Origin of the sequence: Sphingomonas sp. AAP5, assembly GCF_004354345.1 — a bacterium.
GTDB lineage: Bacteria > Pseudomonadota > Alphaproteobacteria > Sphingomonadales > Sphingomonadaceae > Sphingomonas > Sphingomonas glacialis.
In genome coordinates this window covers 1689987-1711068 of the sequence record NZ_CP037913.1, presented here as the reverse complement: position 1 = coordinate 1711068, position 21082 = coordinate 1689987, and the positions used below count along the sequence as shown (strand labels likewise).

General features: G+C 63.8%; 22 protein-coding genes and 1 tRNA gene. 14 read left to right on the top strand and 9 right to left on the bottom strand.

Features of this window, described 5'->3' with window-relative positions; translation table 11 throughout:
• Positions 1-150 precede the first annotated feature (150 nt).
• Genes E2E30_RS07845 through E2E30_RS07835 form a run of 3 tightly spaced genes read left to right on the top strand, consistent with a single transcriptional unit; the run spans position 151 to position 4521 of the window.
• Positions 151-1551, top strand: coding sequence for an EAL domain-containing protein (locus tag E2E30_RS07845; protein WP_240699070.1), 1401 nt, complete (start codon positions 151-153; stop codon positions 1549-1551).
• A gap of 58 nt (positions 1552-1609) precedes the next feature.
• Complete coding sequence (locus tag E2E30_RS07840) at positions 1610-4072, top strand: ATP-binding protein (protein WP_133188799.1); 2463 nt, start codon at positions 1610-1612, stop codon at positions 4070-4072.
• 59 nt (positions 4073-4131) lie between these two features.
• Positions 4132-4521 carry a response regulator gene (locus E2E30_RS07835; RefSeq protein WP_133188797.1) on the top strand — a complete coding sequence of 130 codons (390 nt, stop codon included), beginning with the start codon at positions 4132-4134 and terminating at the stop codon, positions 4519-4521.
• Here E2E30_RS07835 and E2E30_RS07830 read toward each other — a convergent pair.
• Entirely contained in the window at positions 4459-5367 is a 909-nt protein-coding gene (locus tag E2E30_RS07830) for a methyltransferase domain-containing protein (protein ID WP_206365659.1), read from the bottom strand. The two genes, E2E30_RS07835 and E2E30_RS07830, sit on opposite strands and share 63 nt — an antisense overlap.
• 44 nt (positions 5368-5411) lie before the next feature.
• Between E2E30_RS07830 and E2E30_RS07825 the strand changes: the two genes are divergently transcribed.
• The 7 genes from E2E30_RS07825 to E2E30_RS07795 all read left to right on the top strand — a co-directional run bounded on the left by E2E30_RS07825 (position 5412) and on the right by E2E30_RS07795 (position 9144).
• Positions 5412-6146, top strand: coding sequence for a ComF family protein (locus tag E2E30_RS07825; RefSeq protein WP_133188793.1), 735 nt, complete (start codon positions 5412-5414; stop codon positions 6144-6146).
• A gap of 35 nt (positions 6147-6181) precedes the next feature.
• The gene (gene grxC / locus E2E30_RS07820; RefSeq protein WP_133188791.1) at positions 6182-6439 is read left to right on the top strand and encodes a glutaredoxin 3; all 258 of its coding nucleotides are present in this window, start codon (positions 6182-6184) and stop codon (positions 6437-6439) included.
• The gene (locus E2E30_RS07815; RefSeq protein WP_133188789.1) at positions 6436-7257 is read left to right on the top strand and encodes a carbon-nitrogen hydrolase family protein; all 822 of its coding nucleotides are present in this window, start codon (positions 6436-6438) and stop codon (positions 7255-7257) included. Before grxC ends, E2E30_RS07815 begins: the two co-directional genes overlap by 4 nt.
• Positions 7254-7715, top strand: coding sequence for a DUF1178 family protein (locus E2E30_RS07810; RefSeq protein WP_133188787.1), 462 nt, complete (start codon positions 7254-7256; stop codon positions 7713-7715). Before E2E30_RS07815 ends, E2E30_RS07810 begins: the two co-directional genes overlap by 4 nt.
• Before the next feature lie 263 nt (positions 7716-7978).
• Positions 7979-8680: a class I SAM-dependent methyltransferase gene (locus E2E30_RS07805; RefSeq protein ID WP_133188785.1), complete on the top strand. Its 702-nt coding sequence runs from the start codon at positions 7979-7981 to the stop codon at positions 8678-8680.
• Between the two features lie 86 nt (positions 8681-8766).
• A tRNA-Arg gene (locus tag E2E30_RS07800) sits at positions 8767-8843 on the top strand.
• A 115-nt stretch (positions 8844-8958) separates the two neighbouring features.
• A complete protein-coding gene (locus tag E2E30_RS07795; RefSeq protein WP_010186188.1) occupies positions 8959-9144 on the top strand; it encodes a hypothetical protein in 186 nt (61 codons plus the stop codon).
• A 124-nt stretch (positions 9145-9268) separates the two neighbouring features.
• Here E2E30_RS07795 and E2E30_RS07790 read toward each other — a convergent pair whose 3' ends face one another.
• From E2E30_RS07790 to E2E30_RS07780, 3 genes are all read right to left on the bottom strand, one after another.
• The gene (locus E2E30_RS07790; protein WP_133188783.1) at positions 9269-9550 is read right to left on the bottom strand and encodes an SWIB/MDM2 domain-containing protein; all 282 of its coding nucleotides are present in this window, start codon (positions 9548-9550) and stop codon (positions 9269-9271) included.
• Positions 9551-9591: 41 nt separating this feature from the next.
• Complete coding sequence (locus tag E2E30_RS07785) at positions 9592-9795, bottom strand: DUF2945 domain-containing protein (protein ID WP_133188781.1); 204 nt, start codon at positions 9793-9795, stop codon at positions 9592-9594.
• A 76-nt stretch (positions 9796-9871) separates the two neighbouring features.
• Entirely contained in the window at positions 9872-12511 is a 2640-nt protein-coding gene (locus E2E30_RS07780; protein ID WP_133188779.1) for a TonB-dependent receptor, read from the bottom strand.
• A 231-nt stretch (positions 12512-12742) separates the two neighbouring features.
• Between E2E30_RS07780 and folE the strand changes: the two genes are divergently transcribed.
• From folE to E2E30_RS07765, 3 genes are read left to right on the top strand one after another with little or no spacing between them, the layout of a single operon-like run.
• Positions 12743-13366 carry a GTP cyclohydrolase I FolE gene (gene folE, locus E2E30_RS07775; RefSeq protein ID WP_133188777.1) on the top strand — a complete coding sequence of 208 codons (624 nt, stop codon included), beginning with the start codon at positions 12743-12745 and terminating at the stop codon, positions 13364-13366.
• The gene (locus E2E30_RS07770; RefSeq protein WP_133188775.1) at positions 13363-14115 is read left to right on the top strand and encodes an SDR family oxidoreductase; all 753 of its coding nucleotides are present in this window, start codon (positions 13363-13365) and stop codon (positions 14113-14115) included. Before folE ends, E2E30_RS07770 begins: the two co-directional genes overlap by 4 nt.
• Positions 14112-14468: a dihydroneopterin aldolase gene (locus E2E30_RS07765; RefSeq protein ID WP_133188773.1), complete on the top strand. Its 357-nt coding sequence runs from the start codon at positions 14112-14114 to the stop codon at positions 14466-14468. Before E2E30_RS07770 ends, E2E30_RS07765 begins: the two co-directional genes overlap by 4 nt.
• Positions 14469-14496: 28 nt before the next feature.
• Here the strand turns inward: E2E30_RS07765 and leuA are convergent, their stop codons facing one another.
• Positions 14497-16155 (bottom strand): 2-isopropylmalate synthase, encoded by a 1659-nt coding sequence (leuA, locus tag E2E30_RS07760; protein ID WP_133188771.1) that lies wholly within the window; start codon positions 16153-16155, stop codon positions 14497-14499.
• Positions 16156-16407: 252 nt separating this feature from the next.
• Here leuA and E2E30_RS07755 point away from each other — a divergent pair, with 252 nt between their 5' ends.
• A complete protein-coding gene (locus E2E30_RS07755) occupies positions 16408-16800 on the top strand; it encodes a BLUF domain-containing protein (RefSeq protein ID WP_133188770.1) in 393 nt (130 codons plus the stop codon).
• 62 nt (positions 16801-16862) lie between these two features.
• Here the strand turns inward: E2E30_RS07755 and E2E30_RS07750 are convergent, their stop codons facing one another.
• From E2E30_RS07750 to E2E30_RS07730, 4 genes are all read right to left on the bottom strand, one after another.
• Positions 16863-17492 carry a YceI family protein gene (locus tag E2E30_RS07750; RefSeq protein ID WP_133188768.1) on the bottom strand — a complete coding sequence of 210 codons (630 nt, stop codon included), beginning with the start codon at positions 17490-17492 and terminating at the stop codon, positions 16863-16865.
• A gap of 125 nt (positions 17493-17617) precedes the next feature.
• A complete protein-coding gene (gene ilvC, locus E2E30_RS07745; RefSeq protein ID WP_133188766.1) occupies positions 17618-18637 on the bottom strand; it encodes a ketol-acid reductoisomerase in 1020 nt (339 codons plus the stop codon).
• Between the two features lie 112 nt (positions 18638-18749).
• A complete protein-coding gene (gene ilvN / locus E2E30_RS07735) occupies positions 18750-19265 on the bottom strand; it encodes an acetolactate synthase small subunit (protein WP_133188762.1) in 516 nt (171 codons plus the stop codon).
• Positions 19265-21010 (bottom strand): acetolactate synthase 3 large subunit, encoded by a 1746-nt coding sequence (locus E2E30_RS07730; RefSeq protein WP_133188760.1) that lies wholly within the window; start codon positions 21008-21010, stop codon positions 19265-19267. The genes ilvN and E2E30_RS07730 overlap by 1 nt, the downstream gene beginning before the upstream one ends.
• Between the last annotated feature and the right edge of the window lie 72 nt (positions 21011-21082).

Sequence of the window (21082 nt, the reverse complement as noted above, 5' to 3'; positions counted from 1 at the left end):
CGCAACATTACTTTTCTCCCATACGCATCCAGTTGGATGCAAAACATCCTTAATGCACTGTTAACGATGAATCAATCAGACTTTGCCCGGTCGGCCTCGTTCCGGGTGTGCCTTAACTGTTCTTTCAATTCTGGCGGTTAGCCCAGTGTCATGGCGCGCATCCTGCAACCTCACCTTCCTCCCCGGCGTCCGGCCCGGGGTTCATCGCCACGCGGTGCTGCCGATGGCGCCACTACCGTGGCCAGCGTCGCACCCTCGCGCCGCACCAACGTAAAACGTGGTCTGCAACGCGGCGCGGCGCCTGTCCGGATCGGTGCATGGCAGTTCGTGTGCCTCGTCCAGATCGGAAATTTTGCCGCGCTGCGCCGTCATCTCGGGCCAACCCGCGCCGAAGACCTCGCGCGCGAACTCGAGGCGCGTATTGCGGTGGCGTTGCCCGAGGCGTCGAGCCTGGCGATTGGTCGTGCTACGATCGAAGTGGCGTTTATCGGTGATGGCTTCGGAGCGCTTGAAGCTGCTGTTGCAAAGTTGCGAGAGGCAACGGCGCGACCGTTCGACATCGACACCGAATTGCACGCTTTCGAGATTTTGGTGGGGGCAGCCGGGGCGCCGCGTGGTACGACCGAAGACGTCCGCTTGGTCGAAGAAGCCGAAGGGGCGCTCGACGATACCCATGCCGATCAGGACACCGTCCTGCGCGATCTGTCGGCGGGCACTGCCGCGTTCGATCGGCTGACACTGACGCGCGAGCTGCCGCGTGCCATCGCCGGTGGCGAGATGTTCCTCCAGTATCAGCCCAAGGTGCATGTTCGTAAGCAGGAAATCACCAGCGCCGAGGCACTGGTTCGCTGGCAGCACCCGACTCGCGGATTGATCCTGCCCGGTGACTTCATCACGGTCGCCGAGGAAGCTCGGCAAATTTCCGCACTGACGCTTTGGACGATCGATGAGGTGATCCGCGACCAGCGCGTGCTCGCCGCCGACGGCCATGACCTGACGATCTTCATCAACATTTCCGGCCAGTTGCTCGGCGACAAGCATTTCGTCGAAACGGCATGCGCAGCAGTGCGCGAAGGCGGCGTCAAGATCGGCTTTGAGATCACCGAGACCGCCGTCATTCGCGATCCGGAATGCGCCATCGCCAATCTGCAGATTCTGGCTGATCAAGGCATTGTCATTGCGATCGACGATTATGGGGCGGGGCTTTCGTCGCTCGCCTATCTCAAGCAGCTGCCGGCGCGCGAGCTCAAGATCGACAAGATGTTTGTCTTGCAATTGACCAGCAGCAATCGCGATCCCTTGATCGTGCGGTCGTCGATCGACCTCGCGCATGCGCTCGACATGGAAGTGACGGCCGAAGGCGTCGAGACCCAAGCGGCGATGGCGCTCCTATCGGTGATGGGGTGCGACATGATCCAGGGATATCTGATCAGCCGCCCGGTCTCGATTGATGCCTTTCGGCGCTTCCTCCACGATTACCGCGAGCGCCCGGCGGAGGATCCGCGCAAGTCGATGTTCCAGCGTTCGGCAGCGTTCTGGAAAAGTGCCTGAACCTTCAAAATTTAGAAGTTAGCGCGCTTTTAACACTTCATATAATATCATACTGATAATGTGGCGGCCCTTCCTACGCGCGATTGCGATTTTGGTAGCGGTGGCGATTGCTGCTGGTTTCGTCGCTCATCAGGCTGGCGCTCGTGATCTTCAATCTACGTCCGCTAGCTTTGAGGCTTTGACAGCAGAAGCTAAATCCAAGATGGTCGTCGCTCCCGCGCAAGCTATCGAACTTGCGAGACGGGCAGAGGCGCTGGCTTCCCGCAAGAGTGGGCGCAACCGAGCGATTGGAGTCGCGACCGCGCTATGGTTGCAGGGCGAAGCCTATCTCCAACTCAATGAAAGCGGCCGAGCGACACCCCTCATCGATCGTGCGATAGCGCTTGTTTCAACTGCAGGGCCTGTCACCAAATTAAATGGTGATTTACTGCTTTCCAAGGGCGGTTTGCAGACATCGACGGCGGATGTGGCAGGTGCCTTATCGTCTTATCAACGAGCTCACCAGATTTTTCACGAAGTTGGCGAGACGCGAAGCCGTTCTATTGCCTTGATTTGTATCGGAATTCTATATCAAGAGGCAAATGACAACCAAACTGCACTGAGGTATTACGGCCAGGCTCTAGACGTATTTGACGGTGACCCGCAGCTACTTTACTCAATCCACAATAATCGTGGTAATGCTTTAAAGGAACTGGGTCGATTCAAGAGTGCTTTGGCCGAGTTCCAGACTACGCTGATTATCACTCGCAGTCTTAAGAGTTCTTTGCTCACCGCTAAAACATTGCGGAACATAGCCCGCGTTGAGCTCCTCGAGGGGCAAGTGCGTGCCGCGGACAAGACGATTGCGCAGGGTGCGGAATTATCGCGTGGTGCGGAAGCGCTCGCCGATCGCAATCAATTCCTGGTGCTCTCCGCTTGGTCCGCTCGATTACGCGACCATTTGACGCTCTCCGAACGATTGATCACGCGCGCCCTCGTCAATGTCGATCCCAAAGCACCCACGCTCGACGTTCGCGAGGCGCATCAGACCGCTTATGATATCTTCAAACAGGCCGGGAATCAGGCGCAGGCGCTGATCCATCTCGAGGCGCTCAAGGCGCTCGACGACAAGACGTCCGAGCTGGCCGCTTCGGCCAACACCGCGCTCGCCGCCGCGCGGTTCGATTTTGCGAGCCAGGAACTCAACCTCGAGAAGCTCCGGCGCGCGCAACTGCAGCGCAACATCGACGATGCGAAGCTGCGTGCCCGCACTCAGCAAACGATCTTCGGTGGCGCCGCGGTCGCGACGCTGATCATCATGGCGATGCTCGCTTTCGGCTTGATCACGATCCGCCGCAGCCGCAACGAGGTGCGCGCTGCCAACGTCGACCTTGCCAAGACCAATGCCGCGCTCGCCAAGGCGCTCGCCGCCAAGACCGAGTTTCTCGCGACGACCAGCCATGAGATTCGCACGCCGCTCAACGGCATCCTCGGCATGACCCAGGTGATGCTTGCCGACCGCACGCTAACCGATTCGTTGCGGGACCGGATCGGCGTCGTCCACGGTGCGGGCGTCTCGATGCGGGCCCTCGTCGACGATATTCTCGATGTGGCGAAGATGGAAACCGGCAACCTCACGCTCGAAGACGTGCCGTACGATCTCAAGGCTACGCTGCGCGACGTCTCCCGGCTGTGGGAGGAGCAAGCGCGTGCTAAGGGCGTGCGCTTCGTGCTCGACCTCGACGGTTGCCCCGATCACGTGGTCGGTGACGCCGCGCGCGTGCGGCAGATCGCCTTCAACCTGTTGTCGAATGCGCTGAAGTTCACCGCGGCGGGTGAAATCCGGCTTGCCGCATCAGCGCGCGATTCGGTTCTGGCGATCGCGGTCACCGACAGCGGGATCGGCATTCCCGCCGACAAGCTCGGCATCATCTTCGAATCGTTCCGACAGGTCGATGCGGGCACGACGCGGCAATTCGGCGGCACGGGTCTTGGCCTTGCCATCTGTCTGAACCTGGCCGAGGCGATGGACGGCGCGATCGGCGTCACGAGCACAGTCGGAAGTGGCTCGACCTTCACGCTCGAACTGCCGTTACGACTGGCTGCAGCCCCCGCGGCGGTCGCGGTGGATCCGGCCGTGGAGGCGACCGCGCTCCTCATTCTCGACCGCAACCCCATTTCGCGAAGCATGTTGCGCGCCGTGCTCGCCGCGCGCGCGGGCGAGATCGTGTTCGCGTCGTCGGTTGACGAAGCGGTCGCCCGGATCGGGGAGGGCGGTGTCGCCCATGTGCTGATCGATGACGGCACGATCACGGCCGAGCCGGATCTCGATGCGGCGCTTGCCATGCTCGGTAGCTGTCCCGTACGGACAACATTGTTGTGGCCTGCACCCGATGAAGCGCACCGTGTCCGTTTTTCCGTCGCAGGGATCAATCAGCTTGTCGCCAAACCGATCGCGGGCGTTGCGCTTGCGGCGGTGTTGTTCGACAGCGCCCCCGATGATAGTCGCACCGTATTCACCCGTGTCACTCAAGCGGCATGAAATAGAGATTCCGTAATGTCGTATGTGTCCTACCCCTTTAATCGCTTGGCAATGGTGTGATGAATATTCTGTTCATCGAAGACGACCCAATGAATCGCCGTGTTGTGAAGGACATGCTCGATGTCGCGGGCGCAACCATGACTGGTGCCGAGAGCGGCGAAGCCGGTCTCGCGCTGATCGACACTCAAGACTTCGTGATCGTGTTGCTCGACCTGCGCATGCCGGGGATGGATGGCTTTGAGACATTGCGCCGCATCCGCGGGCGCGGCGACGCAAAGGCCGATCTGCCGGTCATCGTCCTCACCGCCGATACCGCGGTCGATCTGCGCGAGCGATGCCTTGCCGAGGGGGCCGACGAAGTGCTGTTCAAGCCCGTCGCGATGGACTCACTGTTCGATGCGATCGGACGGATGCTCGCCAAGGGGATTGGCGACGGGATGATCGGCTGAGCGCGCGCTGCCGGCCGGTCGCCCGAGCACGCCCTCCATCGATGCGGTCGCGCTGCCGCGTCGCGCCGGTTTGGGTTGCGACGGGGCAGGGGACCAGCCGGTAAGATAGACGATATCGAAATGCTCGACGGTCTTGCCGTCGGGCTCCGCGCGCGCCGCAAACAGGTCTGCCGCGCGCGCGAGGGTGTCGCGGCGTAACGGGGTGCGGTCGCGCAGGATGTTGGTGCCGCCCATCCCGCGCAGATCGCGGAGCAACCCACCGATGCCGCGATAGCGCACGCTCAGCGGCTCGATATCGGCAACCGGGAGCGCGAAGCCGGCGCGCATCAGCAAGTCCCCCGCTGATCGCACGTCGATTTGCGGATGGATCCGCGCCGCGGGGCGATCGCCTTCGGCCTCGCGCAGGACCGCGCGCAGCGTCGACAGCGTACCCATCCCGCAAAACGCCGCGAGGAACAGCCCATCGGGCCGCAGCGCACGCCGCGCGAGCGTCAAAGCACCCGGCAGATCGTTGACGCTGTCGAGCACCCCCACCGAGACGACCAGATCGAACGCGCCGGCGGCAAAGGGGAGCCGGTCCTCGTCCGCCTGTATGCCACCTGCGCGCGCCGCGAACGCCGCGCCCGCGTCGCAGCGCGTCACGGTCGCGCCTTCGGGGCCTTGCAGCGCGCCGTCGAAGCAGCCGAGATCGAGCATGTCGGTGAAGCGGTGCGTCACGCTCGCCAATCGCTCGGTGATCCCGTCGAGCATCGCCGTGCGCAGGAAATCGAACGCGGCAAAGCCGGGAGCGGCGCGGTCGCGGCGAAGGCGGCGCGCATCGCGGTCGAAGATATCGGGGACACTCATTGCCGCGCTTGTGCCGCTGGCGAGGCCGCGCGACAAGGGCCGGCGTGTCGCCCTGGCTTATCCCCTTGCGCTTCGTCGCCGATTTCGCGCTTCCGCCGCGCTGCCCTGGATGTGGCGGCGTGACGGGCGACGACCATCAATTCTGCGCCGAGTGCTGGAGCAAGCTGCGCTTCCTCGCGCCGCCCTGGTGCGCCGGATGCAACGGTCCGTTCGCCTATGATCGCGGCGACGACGCATTCTGTCCGCAGTGCCTCGCCGACCCGCCCGACCATGCCGGCATCCACGCCGCAGTCGCCTATGGCGAGGTCGCGCGCACCGTTGCGCTCCGCTTGAAATATGGTGGCCGCACCGCCCTCGCCGAGACCGTCGGGCGGCAGATGGCGCGGCTGATGCCCGCCGATGCGGCGTTGCTGATCCCGGTGCCGCTGCATCGCTGGCGCTTATGGTCGCGCGGCTTCAACCAGGCGGCGCTGATTGCGGACGCGCTGACGATTGCATGCGACGTGCCGAACGATCCGCTTCTGCTCCGCCGCGTGCGCGCCACACCGCCGTTGCGCGGTATGGGCGCCAAGGCACGCTCGCGCGCGGTTGCAGGGGTGTTTCGCGTGGTCGATCCGCGCGCCCGCCTGCGCGACAAGACGGTCGTCCTGATCGACGACATCTATACCAGCGGCGCCACCACCGCTGCGTGCGTACGCGTCCTCTTGCGCGCGGGGGCTGCGAAGGTCTCGATCCTGTGCTGGGCTCGCGTCCTCGACGACGCGCGCGACGCTCGCTGATTGACAACACCGCCTTGCGTCCACATCTTTGATCGATGCCAAAGATCGAAATCTATACCAAAGCCTTCTGTCCCTATTGCGCGCGTGCGATGAAGCTGCTCGCCTCGAAGGGCGCCACGCCCGAGGAGTTCGACATCACGATGGGCGGCCCCAAGCGTGCCGAAATGCTCGAACGTGCCAATGGCGGCACCACCGTCCCGCAGATCTTCATCGACGGGAAGCATGTCGGCGGATCGGACGATCTCGCCGCGCTCGAGCGCGCGGGCAAGCTGGACGCGCTGCTGGCGGCATGAAGATCGCGCTGGCGCAGATGACGAGCGGGATCGATCCCGCCGCCAACGCCAGGACGATCGTATCGGCCGTTGCGGACGCCGGCGCGGCCGGTGCGGCGATGCTGTTCACCCCGGAAATGTCGGGGCTGGTCGATCGGGACCGCGGCCGTGCGGCGCAGCACCTCCGCCGCGAGGAGGACGACCCGGTGCTGTCGGCCGTGCGATCGGCCGCGGCGGAGCATCGCCTTTGGGTCCATCTTGGATCGCTTGCGGTGCTTGGCGCTGACGGCCGGCTCGCGAACCGCGCATTCGTGATCGACGATAGCGGCGCGATCCGCGCGCGTTACGACAAGCTTCATTTGTTCGACGTCGATTTGCCGAGCGGGGAGAGCTGGCGCGAATCGGCGAGCTATGCCCCGGGCGCGGGCGCCGTTGTCGCGCAGACGCCGGCAGGAGCGCTTGGCCTGTCGATCTGCTACGATCTTCGCTTTGCTGATCTCTATCGCGCGTTGAGCAACGCCGGCGCGACGGTGCTTGCGGTGCCTGCGGCGTTTACCAGGCCGACCGGTGCCGCACACTGGCATGTGCTGCTCCGCGCACGCGCGATCGAGGCGGGCGCCTATGTCGTCGCCGCTGCACAGACCGGGACGCACCAGGACGGACGGGAGACCTACGGCCATTCGCTCGTCGTCGATCCATGGGGCGAGGTGATCCTCGACATGGGCGACGCGGCGGGGCTCGGTTTTGCCGAGATTGACGCGGCCCGTATCGCCGATGTGCGAGCGCGGATTCCGGTCCTCGCGCACCGTCGACCGATCCCCGAGGTCACGTCGGCGTGATCGTGTTCGATTTGCGCTGTTCGAAGACGCACGTGTTCGAGGCGTGGTTCGGGTCGAGCCGCGCGTTTGAGGACCAGCAGGAAAGCGGCCTTCTGGCGTGCCCGATCTGCGGCGATCGGACGGTGACCAAGGCCGTGATGGCGCCCAACGTCGGCGCCAAGGGGAATAGCCGCAGCGCGGTCGCCGTCACCAAGCCGGATTCGCCAGCGCAACCCACGCCGCAAGCAATCAAGGCCGCGCTGCACGCTCTGGCCTCTGCACAGGCGCAAATGCTTGAAACCTCGCAATGGGTCGGACGCGGTTTTGCCGACCAGGCGCGTGCGATGCATGTCGGGGAGACGGCGTCCACACCGATCCACGGAGAAACCACGGTAGCGGAGGCCAAGGCGTTGATCGACGACGGCGTCCCGATCGCCGCACTACCCCTGCCAGTCGTCCCGCCCCGATCGGTGAACTGACCGGGTTTGTTACGGCAGTCGGGTGCGGCTGGCCCTATTGCGGGCGCTGGCTGGCGTGTTCTGCTTGGTGACGTGCCCGTGATACAAACATCGTGCGCAGCGTTGGTTAGAGCGAGTTTGCGGTTGCCCCGCCCCGGCAGCTATGGTTCAGACCAACGGCACCGCAGGGGCCGCCGGGCTCGATCCTCCGCCAATGCGGCGAGCCTTGGCACCTCGTTCGAAACCTATCGCGACGTAACCGATAATAGCAGGGAATACCGTAAGTGGCGAATCTAGCTGATTGCGTAGCGCATGGCATTCAATGGTTTCATTCGTTCGACTTGCCCGACGGTGAATCGATCAAGGGCTATAAGTCCGAAGCGATTCTCCGGCGCGAGGCCGCGGCGATCCTGCCCGATGACCTGACCGGCAAAAGCGTGCTCGATATCGGCGCTTGGGATGGGTATTTCTCGTTCGAGGCTGAGCGACGCGGTGCCGCGGATGTGCTGGCGACCGATCATTTCTGCTGGTCCGGGCCGGGCTGGGGCACCAAGGACGGCTTTGATTTCATTCATTCCCGGCTTGGCTCCAAGGTCCGCTCGTTCGACGTCGAGCCATTGGGTCTGACGCCCGAAAAGTTCGGTCAGTTCGATGTCGTGCTGTTCCTCGGCGTCCTGTATCACGTCACCGACATCTACCGCCATCTCGAGGCGGCCGCGGCAATGTGCCGCGATCATTTGGTCGTCGAAACCGAGACGACGATGATCAATACCAAGGCGCCGTTGGCACGTTTCATCCAGAGCCACGAGCTCGGCGGGGATCCGACCAATTTCTGGGCGCCCAATCCCGCGCTGGTGCGCTTGCTGCTCGAGCGCCTGGGTTTTTCGCGGATCGACGTCACGATTGCCGGCAAGCCTCATGCAGTTTCGTGGTTGCCGCGAGCAGACTTGAAAACCCGTCGCATGATCGTTCACGCCTACCGCTGACAGGCCGCGTGCAACTCAACTCTGCACGGGCTGTGATGTGATCGAGATTGACCTGGGGGCGCTGCAAATCTAGGGACATCCCCGGAGCCCCCGTAGCTCAGGTGGATAGAGCGACGGTTTCCTAAACCGCAGGCCGGTGGTTCGAATCCACTCGGGGGCACCATTGTCGTCCGACGGGGGTTTGGAGCGCCGCGATAGCTGAACGCACGCCAGACCACCCTTGCTTGCCGCAACCTAATGAGACGGGCGGATCGCCGCCCGCGGAATCGTGAAATCCTATGACACCCAGCGAAACCTACCGCGCCAACGCCGCTGCGCAGCGTGAAGCCGCGCAGAAGACCACGCTCGCCAACCGTCGCGAGATGCACGAGCGGTCGGCTTATGCGTGGGAAGCGATGGCGGAAGCCAATGAGGCGACCGCGGCGCGCGCTGTCGTGAACGCGGCGGCAAAACTCGCGGGCTGATCCATCGCCGCAAAGACGCGGTTTCTGCCCGATCGCAGGCCGATCATTCGAAGGCGCTCAAACGCAAGACACCGACAGTCCGTGAGGAGTGTCGGTGCCATGGTGCTAAACTGTGCGGAAGCGCTCAGGCCTTCATATGGCCAGCGAGATGCTTGTTCATCTCGAACATCGTGACCCGGTCCTTGCCGAAGATCTTCTTCAGCTTTTCGTCGGCGACGATCTCGCGCTTGTTCTCCGGGTTCTGGAGCTCATGCTGCTTGATGTACGCCCAGACCTTGCTGATCACTTCGCTCCGCGGCAGCTTGTCCGCGCCGACGATCTCGGCGAGGTCGGCCGAAGGCGTGATGGGCGCAAAGATGCCGCCGGTCTTGGGGGCGTCGCTCTTTGCGGTTGGGGTCTTGGCCATAGATTGTCCTTCCTGATGTGCCGTTAAAACCGACATCGGTTTCACGCCTTCGTTAGCGCTGCGCTCTTGTGCGCTGCCTTTCCGCCATTGTCACTCCTAACAATGAACTCGGGATTCTCGGGTGTTGCGGCGACTTTGTGCCCCTTGATCGTGGTCGGTTTGGTCTGCTTCTTCTCGACCACGCCGTGTGCCGTGCCGCCGTGCGATTTCCAGGTGACGTGATCACCCTTCTTTGGTTCGGTCATTGCTACGCTCCTTGTCTGTAGCAATGCAGCGCACGGCGCAGGCATTCGGTTGCATCGGGGGGCTCCAACCGACCGATCAGAACGCCTTGCGCAGCGTCAAGCCATAGGTCCGCGGCTGATTGGGATAGCCGCTGTAGCTCCCATCCTGTGCAACCGTCGGGAACGCGCTGATCAACTGGTTGTCCTTCGTCAAATTGCGAACCCACAGCATCGCCTCGAGCTTGGCCTTCTCGAAGGTGAAGCCAAGGCTCGCATTCACGTTGTTCTGGCCATAGGTGTTGAGCGCTGGTGGCACCGTATCGGTGAGCTGGAACTTGCTGGTATAGTCGTATTCGCCGCGCAGATAGGCGCTGACGCTCGGACTGAAGGTGTGCGAGATGACCGCCGAAACCGACGAGCTCCACTCGGGAATGCCCGTCGGCTTCGTCCCGGTGAGGTTGCGGAAATTAGGAATGAGGCCGGTCAGCGGATTGATCGGGCACCGCACCGTGTCGTACGAAACGCACGCCGCGCCTGTGAAGCTGTCATATTTCGGATCGAGATAGGTCACCGCGCCGTTGAGCGACAGCCACGGGATTGGCTTGTACGCGGCGTCGATCTCGAACCCTTTGACGGATTGTTGGCCGGCATTGACCAGGCTGTAGCCCAGCCCGGTGAACGCGTTTGACTGGAAACCCTTGATGGTCTGCTTGAAGACCGCGACGTTGAAATAGCCGCCCTTGAACCTGGCCTTCAATCCGGCTTCGTAAACGGTAACATTCTCCGGTGCTGCGGTGCGTCCGACGCCGTTGAGCGGTGGGCGGCTGTCCGACGACAGGTTGAAGGCACCCGCCTTCCAGCCGGTCGAGTAACTGATATAGGCGTTCACGACCCCGAAATTGTACGCCGCGCGAGCCGCATAGGTGACCTTGTCACCCTTGAGAATGCCCGATTCCGTCGCGTTGGGGAAGTTGATCGGCGCGTGCGCAGGGCTGTTGCCGTAGAAGAACTGGAGAGCGTTGAGGCCGAATGGATTGAGTCCGGCGGGCGAGGCTGGGCAGGGTGCGCTGCCTGGACCCGGCAGCGAGGAGCCGAGCGATGCGCCAAACAGATTGACGGGCACGTTGCCTGCGGTCGTCGCCGGATTGAAGCCCTTTTGCAGCAGGCAGCCCGAGATCGATGCAGGCAGCGCGGCAAATGGGAGAACGCCCAGACCGGGAACATTTTCAAGGTTCAGAAGCGAGAAACGGTCGTTGAGCACGACGTTCGATACCGCGGCCTTGCGATCGTTGAGATAGGCGAGCCCGCCTGTGATGGTGAGACGATCTGTGATCTTATAGTCTGCCTGGCCAAAGATCGAATAGCTGTCCTGCTTGAGCTTGTAGCGATCAGAGATCCCTTGGCCTTGCGTGAAATAATAGCTGCCGGGGGTGATTGCTGGGTTGGTGGCGCGCTGGAGCGATTCGAGCGCGAAGATAAGTCCCCCAGGCCCGCCGGTCAGCCCGTTCACGAAGGTGCGGATGTCCTTGCCGAAACGGATGTCGCGGCCAGTGTCGACGTTTTCGTGCTGGTAAAAGCCGCCGAGCAGCCAGCTGAACGGGCCGTCGCTGTTTGACGTCAACCGCACTTCCTGCGTGAACGTCTTGATCTTGTTTGCCGTGATGTTGTTCGAGACATCGGCGCCGGTGAAATCAATGTCTTGGTTCGACTCATTCACTTGCTCGCGATACGCGGTGATCGAGGTCAGTTTCGCGATCCCGAGGTTCCAGTCTATCTCACCGGAAATGCCCTTACCTTGCAGGCGATTTTTAGGGTCGGTGTTGAAGATGACGTTGCGGTCGAAGATCTTGGTCGTGTCGGAGATCGCGAACCCTGCCGCCCCGATCGCAAGGGTACGCGGCCCGTTGAAGATCGACGTGACGCCGCAGCAGACTTCCTTGACGAGGTTGTAGTCGCCGATGACGCGGACCGAGAAGTCCGACGACGGCTCGAACAGAATGTCGGCGCGGATCGAGGCGCGATCGCGGTCATTGATCTTCGCACCGGTCGTCAGATTTCTGAAATACCCGTCGCGCTGATTGACGCTGCCCGAAAGCCGGAAAGCGAGCGTGTCGGTGATCGGTCCAGTGATCGTCGCCTTGGGGTTGATCAGACCGTAATTGCCGATGCTAACCTCGGCCTTGCCGCCCCATGCAAAGGATGGGCGCCGCGTCGTGATGCTGATCGCGCCGGCCGAAACGTTCTTGCCGAACAGTGTCGACTGCGGGCCGCGCAGCACTTCGACGCGTTCGATCTCAGGCAAATCGTCGAGCGCCGACGACGTGCGCGAGCGATAGACGCCATCGATGAAAACGCCGACCGAGCTTTCGATACCGTCATTGCCGTTGCCGTTGCCGAAGCCGCGAATGATGAAGTTCGTCTGCCCGGTTGCGTTGAGCTGCGGCACTTTGAGCGAGGGAACGACCGACTGCAGGTCGATCAGATCCCTGATCTGCGCCCGTTCGATCGTCGCTTGGCTGGTCACGGAAACCGAGATCGGCACGTCCTGCAAGGATTGCTCGCGCTTGGCGGCGGTAACGATGATGTCGTCGCTGCTGTCCTGGCTGGCGCTGCTCGGCGTCGGTCGCGACGGCGCGCTTTGCGGGGCTGGCGCCGTTGCACTTGTATCTTGCGCCGCTGCGGGACACGCGTAGAGCGAGACCAACGCCGACGCAGCGAGCAGTTCGAATTTCTTCATGATGGCATCCCCTGTCTCTGCCGCCTCCAGTCTGTGCCGGATGACGGTTTTCGAAGATCAGGTTCGTTAAATGGCGAGGCATAGTCAATGGGCTAAATTACCTAACGGCGGGGGCGTGCAATGGCGCAAGCCGCCCGGTAGAGTTGCAAATAAGGACTATTTCCATGTTGCAGTACGGCGAACCCAAGCCGCCGTACGGTCATTGCATGGGTGGATCGCGAAGGAAGCAGCGTGGACGGACGTAAAGACGAAGATTTCGGCAGCACACAGGTCGGCGCTGACGGCAAGATTGTGGTGCCCGATGCGGTTGCCGATGCGGTCCGCACGCTGATCCGCTGGACGGGCGACGATCCCACGCGCGAGGGTTTGCTCGACACGCCGGCGCGAGTCGCGCGGGCGTGGAAGGAATATTGCGTCGGTTATACCGACGATCCGGCCAAGCATCTCTCGCGCGTGTTCGAGGAAGTCGGCGGCTATGACGAGATCGTCTTGCTCAAGGACATCCCCTTCCAGTCGCATTGCGAGCATCACATGGCGCCGATCATCGGCAAGGCGCACATCGCCTATCTGCCGGGCAATTATGTCGTGGGAATCTCCAAATTGGCACGCGTGCTCCACGCCTTTGCGCGCCGCTTGCAAGTGCAGGAGCGGCTGACCGCAGAGGTTGCCGACTGTATCTGGACCAACCTCAAACCGCTCGGCGTCGCAGTGGTGATCGAGGCGAGCCATGCTTGCATGACCGCGCGTGGCGTGCGCACGCCGGGCGTGACGATGGTGACGAGCCGGATGATGGGCGTGTTTCGCGACGACGAACGCAGCCGCAAGGAAGTGCTCGCGCTGATCGGGCGCGGATGAGCGCTGCGCGAACCGTTCTGGTGACCGGCGCGGCGCGTCGGCTCGGCGCGACGATCGCGCGGCAGCTTGCGGGGCAGGAGTGGCGGGTCGCGATCCATCACCATCATTCGAGCGCCGACGCCGACGCACTCGCCGCCGAGCTGCCCGGCGCGATCGTGGTGTCGGGCGATCTCGCCGATCCGGGCGTTCCCGGGGCGCTTCTCGCTGCCGCACGCACGGCATTCGGCGGGCCGCTGTGCGGGCTCGTCAACAGCGCGTCGCTGTTCGACTATGATACCCCGCCCGACATCACCGCGGCATCGCTACGCACGCACGCGGCGGTCAATCTCGCTGCGCCGGTGTTGCTGGCGAGCGCGCTCGCCTCGCAAGACGATCTCGATGCGGGCGCGGTCGTCAACATCCTCGACCAGAAGGTCGCCAACCTCAATCCCGACTTCTTCTCGTACAGCTGCGGCAAGATCGCGCTCACCGGCGCGACGACGATGCTGGCGCAAGGCCTCGGCCCTCGGATCCGCGTCAATGCGGTGTCGCCGGGCCTGTCGTTGCCGAGCGCCGACCAGAGCGAGGCGGAGTTCGTCGCCGCTGCCTCGAAGAACCTGCTGCGACGCCCGGTCGACCCCGGCGATATCGCGCGCGCGGTCAGTTTCCTGCTCGATGCCGAAGGGTTGGAGGGGCAGAATGTATTCGTCGATTGCGGCCAGCGTTTCCTCAAGCGCGACCGCGACGTAATGTTCGAGGACCGCGCATGACCGCCCGCTTCACCACAGTCCTCGAGGGCCTAGAGGTCACGATGGGGCTCGGGATCCACCCCGAAGAACTCGCCGCACCGCAGCGTGTGATCGTCTCGGTGCGGATGGAGGTGGTCTATCCGACCCCGCCGAGCGAGGACCGGATCGACGCCGTGCTCGATTACGATTTCGTTCGAAGCGGTGTCCATGCGCTGATCGCCGGGCGGCACTTCCACCTCCAGGAAACGCTGTGCGAGGCGATCGCCGCGCTGTGTCTCGCCGACTCGCGCGTCGAACGCGTGACGGTGCGGACGTCGAAGCCCGACATCTATCCCGACGCGGCCGTCGGGTGCGAGATCATCCGGGCACGGTGAGGCGCGATCCTCCCCGTGTCGGGGAGGATCAGGCGCGGTTGGCGGCGCTGAGCACGGCGCGGACCGACGCGGTCGCGATGTCGGCGTCGATGCCGACGCCGAATACCGTCTGCCCGCCAGCGGTGCGGCACTCGACATACGCCGCCGCCTGCGCATCGGCACCGTGGCCGATCGCATGTTCGCTATAGTCGACAACGTCGAGCTGCGGCCCGGTGGTGTCGCCAAGTGCAGCGATCACGCCCGAGATCAGGCCGTTGCCACGCCCGGAGATCGAGCGCTCCTCGCCATCGACCGCGACATGCCCGATGAAGAGGCGATCGCCGACGCTCCCGCTCTCGTTATAATCGAGCAAACGGAAGCGATCCGTGTCACGCGCGAGATAGGTCGCCTCGAACAGCCCCCAGATATCGCTCGCATTCATCTCGCGGCTCGTCTCGTCGGCGAGGCGCTGGACGTGACGGCTGAAATCGGCCTGGAGCCGCTTGGGCAGCTTGAGGCCCTTGTCCTGCTCGATCACCCAGGCGACGCCGCCCTTGCCGCTCTGCGAATTGACGCGGATCACCGCTTCGTAGCTGCGCCCGAGATCGGCGGGGTCGATCGGCAGATAGGGGACTTCCCACAGCGTATCGTTCTTGGCTTCCTGCGCGGCGAAGCCTTTCTTGATCGCATCCTGATGGCTGCCCGAGAAAGCGGTGAACACCAGCTCGCCGGCATAGGGCGTGCGCGGGTGGACGGGGAGCTGCGTGCAATAGTTCACGGTGTTGACGACGGCATCGATGTCCGAGAAATCGAGCTTCGGATCAAGGCCTTGCGTGTACATGTTGAGCGCGACCGTCACCAAGTCGCAATTGCCAGTGCGCTCGCCATTGCCGAGCAGGCAGCCCTCGACGCGGTCGGCACCCGCCATCAGCCCGAGCTCGGCGGCGGCGACGCCGGTGCCGCGGTCGTTGTGCGGGTGGAGGCTCAGCGCGACGGTGTCGCGGTTCCGGATGTTGCGGCCGAACCATTCGATCTGGTCGGCATAGACGTTGGGCGTCGCGCACTCGACCGTCGCGGGTAGGTTGAGGATCAGTTGGTGGTCGGGCGTCGGGCGCAGCACGTCCATCACCGCCTCGCAGACCTCGAGGCTGAAATCGAGCTCGGCGGTCGAGAAGGTCTCGGGGCTGTATTCGAAGAACCAGTCGGTGTCGGGCTGGGCTGCGGCCTGGTCGCGCAGGATCATCGCGCCGTCGATCGCGATCTGCTTCACTTCGGCGCGGGTCATGCCGAACACGATCTTGCGCCAGGCGGGGCTGACGGCGTTGTAGAGATGAACGATCGCGCGCGGCGCGCCACGCAGCGAGGCGAAGCTCTTCTCGATCAGGTCACGGCGCGATTGCGTCAGCACCTGGATCATCGTGTCGTCGGGGATGCGCCCGCTGTTGACGAGGCCCGAGATGAAATCGAACTCGGTCGCGCCCGCCGCGGGGAAGCCGACTTCGATCTCCTTGATCCCGACCTTGACGATCAGGTCGAACATCCGGGTTTTCTTCTCGGCGTCCATCGGATCGATCAGCGCCTGGTTCCCGTCGCGCAGATCGGTCGACAGCCAGCGCGGTGCGGTGGTGATCGTTTGCGACGGCCAGCGGCGATCGGGCAAGTCGATCGTCGGAAAGGGGCGGTATTTGGTCGAAGGGTCACGCAGCATGATCGGTCTCGCTCGGAATCGCCGTTTTGGGGCGCGGTTCGCTAGGGGCGGGGGATCCTCAGGCGCGCCGCGCTGGCCGGTATCGGCGCGCGGCAGTGTCCACGCCTAAGGGCGCGTAAGTCGAAGCGAGGTAAGGCCCAGGGCGAGATCCATGCGCGTTGAATAGCGCTCGACGATCGGCCGTGTCCAGCATCAAGATGGGGTTGAGCGATATCAATTTCAGCACGCACGCGCTGGGGTAAACCAGCGGCCATGCGTCAAATCATCTATACCAGCGTCACGACCAATCCCAGCGGTCGGGCCGAGGACGAGTCCGTGGCGATCCTGCGGCAGGCGTCGCTGCGCAACGGGCTCGATGGGATTACCGGCTTGCTCTACACGCAAGGGTCCGAGTTCCTGCAGGCGCTCGAGGGGCCGAACGACAGCATCGCCGATCTCCTCCTGAGCCTCACGAGCGACCCGCGCCATCGCGACCTGCGCATCCTGATCGATCGCGAGACCGAGGATCGCGAGTTTGGCGACTGGATGATGGTGCACCGGGAGCGGCGCGAGAGCGTCGACGATTTCGATCGTCGGCTCCACGGGCTGTTGCTGGGCGTATCGCGCGAAACCGCCGAGTATTTCCGCGCACTCGTCCCCGCCTGAGCCCCAGACCCGGCGAAGCCGCCAGTGAGCCCGGTACGGCTACACTGGCGGCCAGGCATTGCTTATTGCAGTTCGAACGCGGCGTTGATGACAAGCACAGTCTCGTCCGAAACGACGGGCACATACTTCGTCACGCCGAAGTCCGAGCGACGGATCACCATCCGGCCGAGGAAGCCGATCGATGCCTTCTTGCTCATCGGGTTGGTCGCCGCGCCGAACAGCTTCGCGCGGAAGCTGACGGGCTTGGTTACGCCGTGGAGCGTGAGCGTGCCATCGACCTGCACGGCGTCGGGGGCGATCTGCGCGACCTTGGTCGAGCGGAAGGTCGCAGTCGGGAACTTCGCGGCATCGAACCAGTCGGCGCTCTTGAGCTCACCCGTGAGCACATCGCTCGTCGTCTGGACGCTCGCGATCGGGAGCGTCACGTCGAGCTTGGCCGCGGCGGGCTTGGCAGGATCGAGCGTGAGCGTGCCCGAGGCATTCGAGAAGGTGCCGGCATAAGGCGAGATGCCGAAATGGCTGACGCTGAAGGTCACCTGGGTGTGGTTCGGCTCGATCTTGTAGGTGCCGGCCTTGACGTCGGCGACGGTGCCGGCCCCCCGCATCATCTCGGGCGAAGCGGTCTGGGCGAGCGCGGGCGCGGCGATCAGCAGCGCGGCGGTCGTGGCGGCATGAAGCAGGTTAAAGCGCATTAGATACTCCTGTTAAGAAATACCCAAGTGCGGTGCCCGCGCCGCAGCGTCAAACCCCGTTTCGGCAACGAAGCGTTTCGCTGGAGTGAGCCCCTCCCCCAAAAGGGGAGGGGCGCTGGACACGGTCAGTTCTTGCTCTGATCGACCAGCTTGTTCGCGCCGATCCACGGCATCATTGCGCGGAGTTCGCTACCAACCTTCTCGATCGGATGTGCCTCGGCCTGCTTGCGCGCGGCCTTGAGCTCGGGCTGGCCGGCGCGGTTGTCGAGCACGAAGTTCTTGACGAAGCGGCCCGACTGGATGTCGGCGAGGACGCGCTTCATCTCGGCCTTGGTCTCGGGCGTGATGATCCGTGGACCGGTGGTGATGTCGCCATATTCGGCGGTGTTGCTGATCGAATAGCGCATATTGGCGATGCCGCCCTCATAGAGCAGATCGACGATCAGCTTGGTCTCGTGCAGGCACTCGAAATACGCCATTTCGGGGGCATAGCCCGCCTCGACCAGCGTCTCGAAACCGGCCTGGATGAGGTGGGTGATGCCGCCGCACAGCACGGCCTGTTCGCCGAACAGGTCGGTCTCGCACTCTTCCTTGAAATTGGTCTCGATGATGCCCGAGCGGCCACCGCCGACGCCCGACGCATAGGCCAGGCCGATGTCATGCGCGTTGCCGCTCTTGTCCTGGTGGATCGCGATCAGGCAGGGGACGCCGCCGCCGCGGACATATTCGCTGCGCACGGTGTGGCCCGGCCCCTTTGGCGCGATCATGATGACGTCGAGATCGGCGCGTGGCTCGATCAGGCCGAAATGCACGTTGAGGCCGTGGGCGAAGGCGATCGTCGCGCCCTGCTTGAGGTTCGCATGGAGATCGTCGGCGTAGATCGCCGCCTGATGCTCGTCGGGGGCGAGGATCATCGTGATGTCGGCCCAGGCGGCTGCCTCGGCATTGGTCATCACCTTGAAGCCGGCGGCATACGCCTTCTGCGCGGTTGCCGAGCCTTCGCGCAGCGCGACGGCGATGTCGGTGACGCCCGAATCGCGCAGGTTCTGGGCGTGGGCATGGCCCTGGCTGCCATAGCCGACGATCGCGATCTTCTTCGACGTGATCAGGTTCAGGTCGGCATCGGCATCATAATAAACGCGCATGGTAGTCCCTTTTTGGCAGTCGTCGCCCCGGCGGAGGCCGGGGCCGCTTCGTTGCTGGCGCTGTCCGCACAAACCGGACGGCCCCGGCCTCCGCCGGGGCGACGCGAGAAATCTAGATCGACGCGTTCCCGCGGGCCATTGCGACGATCCCGGTGCGCGCGACCTCGCACAGCCCGACTTCGCGCATCAGCGTGATGAACGTGTCGATCTTCTCGCGCCCGCCGGTCACTTCGAACACGAAGCTGGTGGTGGTCGCATCGACGACGCGCGCACGATAGACATCGGCGAGGCGCAACGCCTCGATCCGGTGATCGCCCGTGCCCGACACCTTGAGCAAGGCAAGCTCGCGCTCGACATGCGGGCCGAGCGCGGTGAGGTCGGTCACCGAATGCACCGGGATCAGCCGGTCGAGCTGCGCGAGGATCTGCTCCATCGTCGCATCGCTCGCCGAGGTGACGATCGTGATCCGGCTGACCGCCTTGTCGGCGGTGACGTCGGACACCGTCAGGCTCTCGATATTGTAGCCGCGCGCGGTAAACAGGCCGGCGATCCGCGCGAGAATGCCGGGCTCGTTGTCGACCATCACCGCCAGAGTGTGGCGCGAGGCTTTTTCCTTGGTGATGTGCATTAAACCAGCGCCTTCGCTTCGTCGTCCATCTCGCCCGACACTTCGCTCGCCTGGAGCAGCATCTCGGTATGCGCCGCTCCGCTCGGGATCATCGGGAAGCAGTTTGCCAGCTTGGCGACGCGGCAATCGACGATCACCGGACCGTCATGGTCGAGCATCGCGGCGATCCCGTCGTCGAGCTGGCCGAGCCCTTCGATGCGGATGCCCTTCCAGCCATAGGCCTCGCCGAGCTTGACGAAGTCCGGCAGGGAATCGCTGTAACTCTCGGAATACCGGCTCGAATAGGTCAGTTCCTGCCACTGGCGGACCATCCCCATATATTCGTTGTTGAGGATGAAGATCTTGACCGGCAGCCGGTATTGCGACGCCGTCGCCAGCTCCTGGATGTTCATCTGGATCGACGCTTCGCCGGCGATGTCGATCACCAGCGCCTTGGGATTGCCGAGCTGCGCACCGATCGCGGCGGGCAGGCCGTAGCCCATCGTGCCGAGGCCGCCGCTGGTAAGCCATTTGTTCGGCGCGTCGAAGCCGAAATGCTGCGCCGCCCACATCTGGTGCTGGCCGACCTCGGTGGTGATGATCGGGGCACGTTTGTGCGTCGCCTCCCACAAGGCGCGGACCGCTCGCTGTGGCATGATGTCGTTATCAACCTCAGGAAAATCGAGGCTTTTCTTGGCGCGCCACTCGCCGATCATCTGCCACCAGGCCGCGAGATCGGGCTTGGGATGGCGTCGCGCCTTGAACACGCGGACCATGTCCTCGAGCGCATGGCCGACATCCGCCACGATCGCGAGATCGACGCGCACGTTCTTGTTGATCGACGAGCGATCGATATCGACGTGGATTTTGCGGCTGAACGGGCTGAACGCGTCGAGCCGCCCAGTCACCCGGTCATCGAAGCGCGCGCCGAGGCAGACGATCAGGTCGGCCTTGTTCATCGCGAGATTGGCTTCGTAGGTGCCGTGCATGCCGAGCATGCCGAGCCACTGCTCGCCGCTCGCCGGATAGGCGCCGAGGCCCATCAGCGTCGAGGTGACGGGCGCGCCGCTGATCCGCGCGAGTTCGCGCAGCAACTGGCTCGCCGCCGGGCCGGCATTGATGATGCCGCCGCCGGTGTAGAGGATCGGGCGTTCCGCGGCCGCGAGCATGTCGACCGCTTGCTCGATCGAGGTCTGGTCGGCCTTGATCTGCGGGCGATAGGTCTTGTGGCGGATCGGGCCAGGCTTGGTGTAGCGCGCGGTCGCGACCTGGACGTCCTTGGGGATGTCGATCACCACCGGACCGGGGCGGCCCGACGTGGCGATGTAGAACGCCTCGTGGATCGTATCGCCGAGCTTGGCCGGATCCTTCACCAGATAATTGTGCTTCGAACAGTGGCGCGTGATGCCCACCGTGTCGGCTTCCTGGAACGCGTCGGTACCGATCAGCGCGGTCGGCACCTGGCCGGTGATCACCACCATCGGGATCGAATCCATCAGCGCGTCGGTGATCCCGGTGACGGCATTGGTCGCGCCGGGGCCCGAGGTGACGAGCACCACGCCGGGCTTGCCGGTCGAGCGGGCATAGCCTTCGGCGGCATGCGTCGCGGCTTGCTCGTGGCGCACCAGGATGTGCTTGATCCGCCCAGAGCGGAACAGCGCGTCGTAGATCGGCAGGACGGCACCGCCCGGATAGCCGAAGACGACCTCCACGCCGAGATCGCACAGCGCCTCGATCAGGATGTCTGCTCCGCTTTTCTCGGTCACGTCTCGTCTCCCGTCGCGCCGCCAACGATTAGCAGCGTTCGAGCGGTGCTGCTAGAGAAACGAAATGTGCGT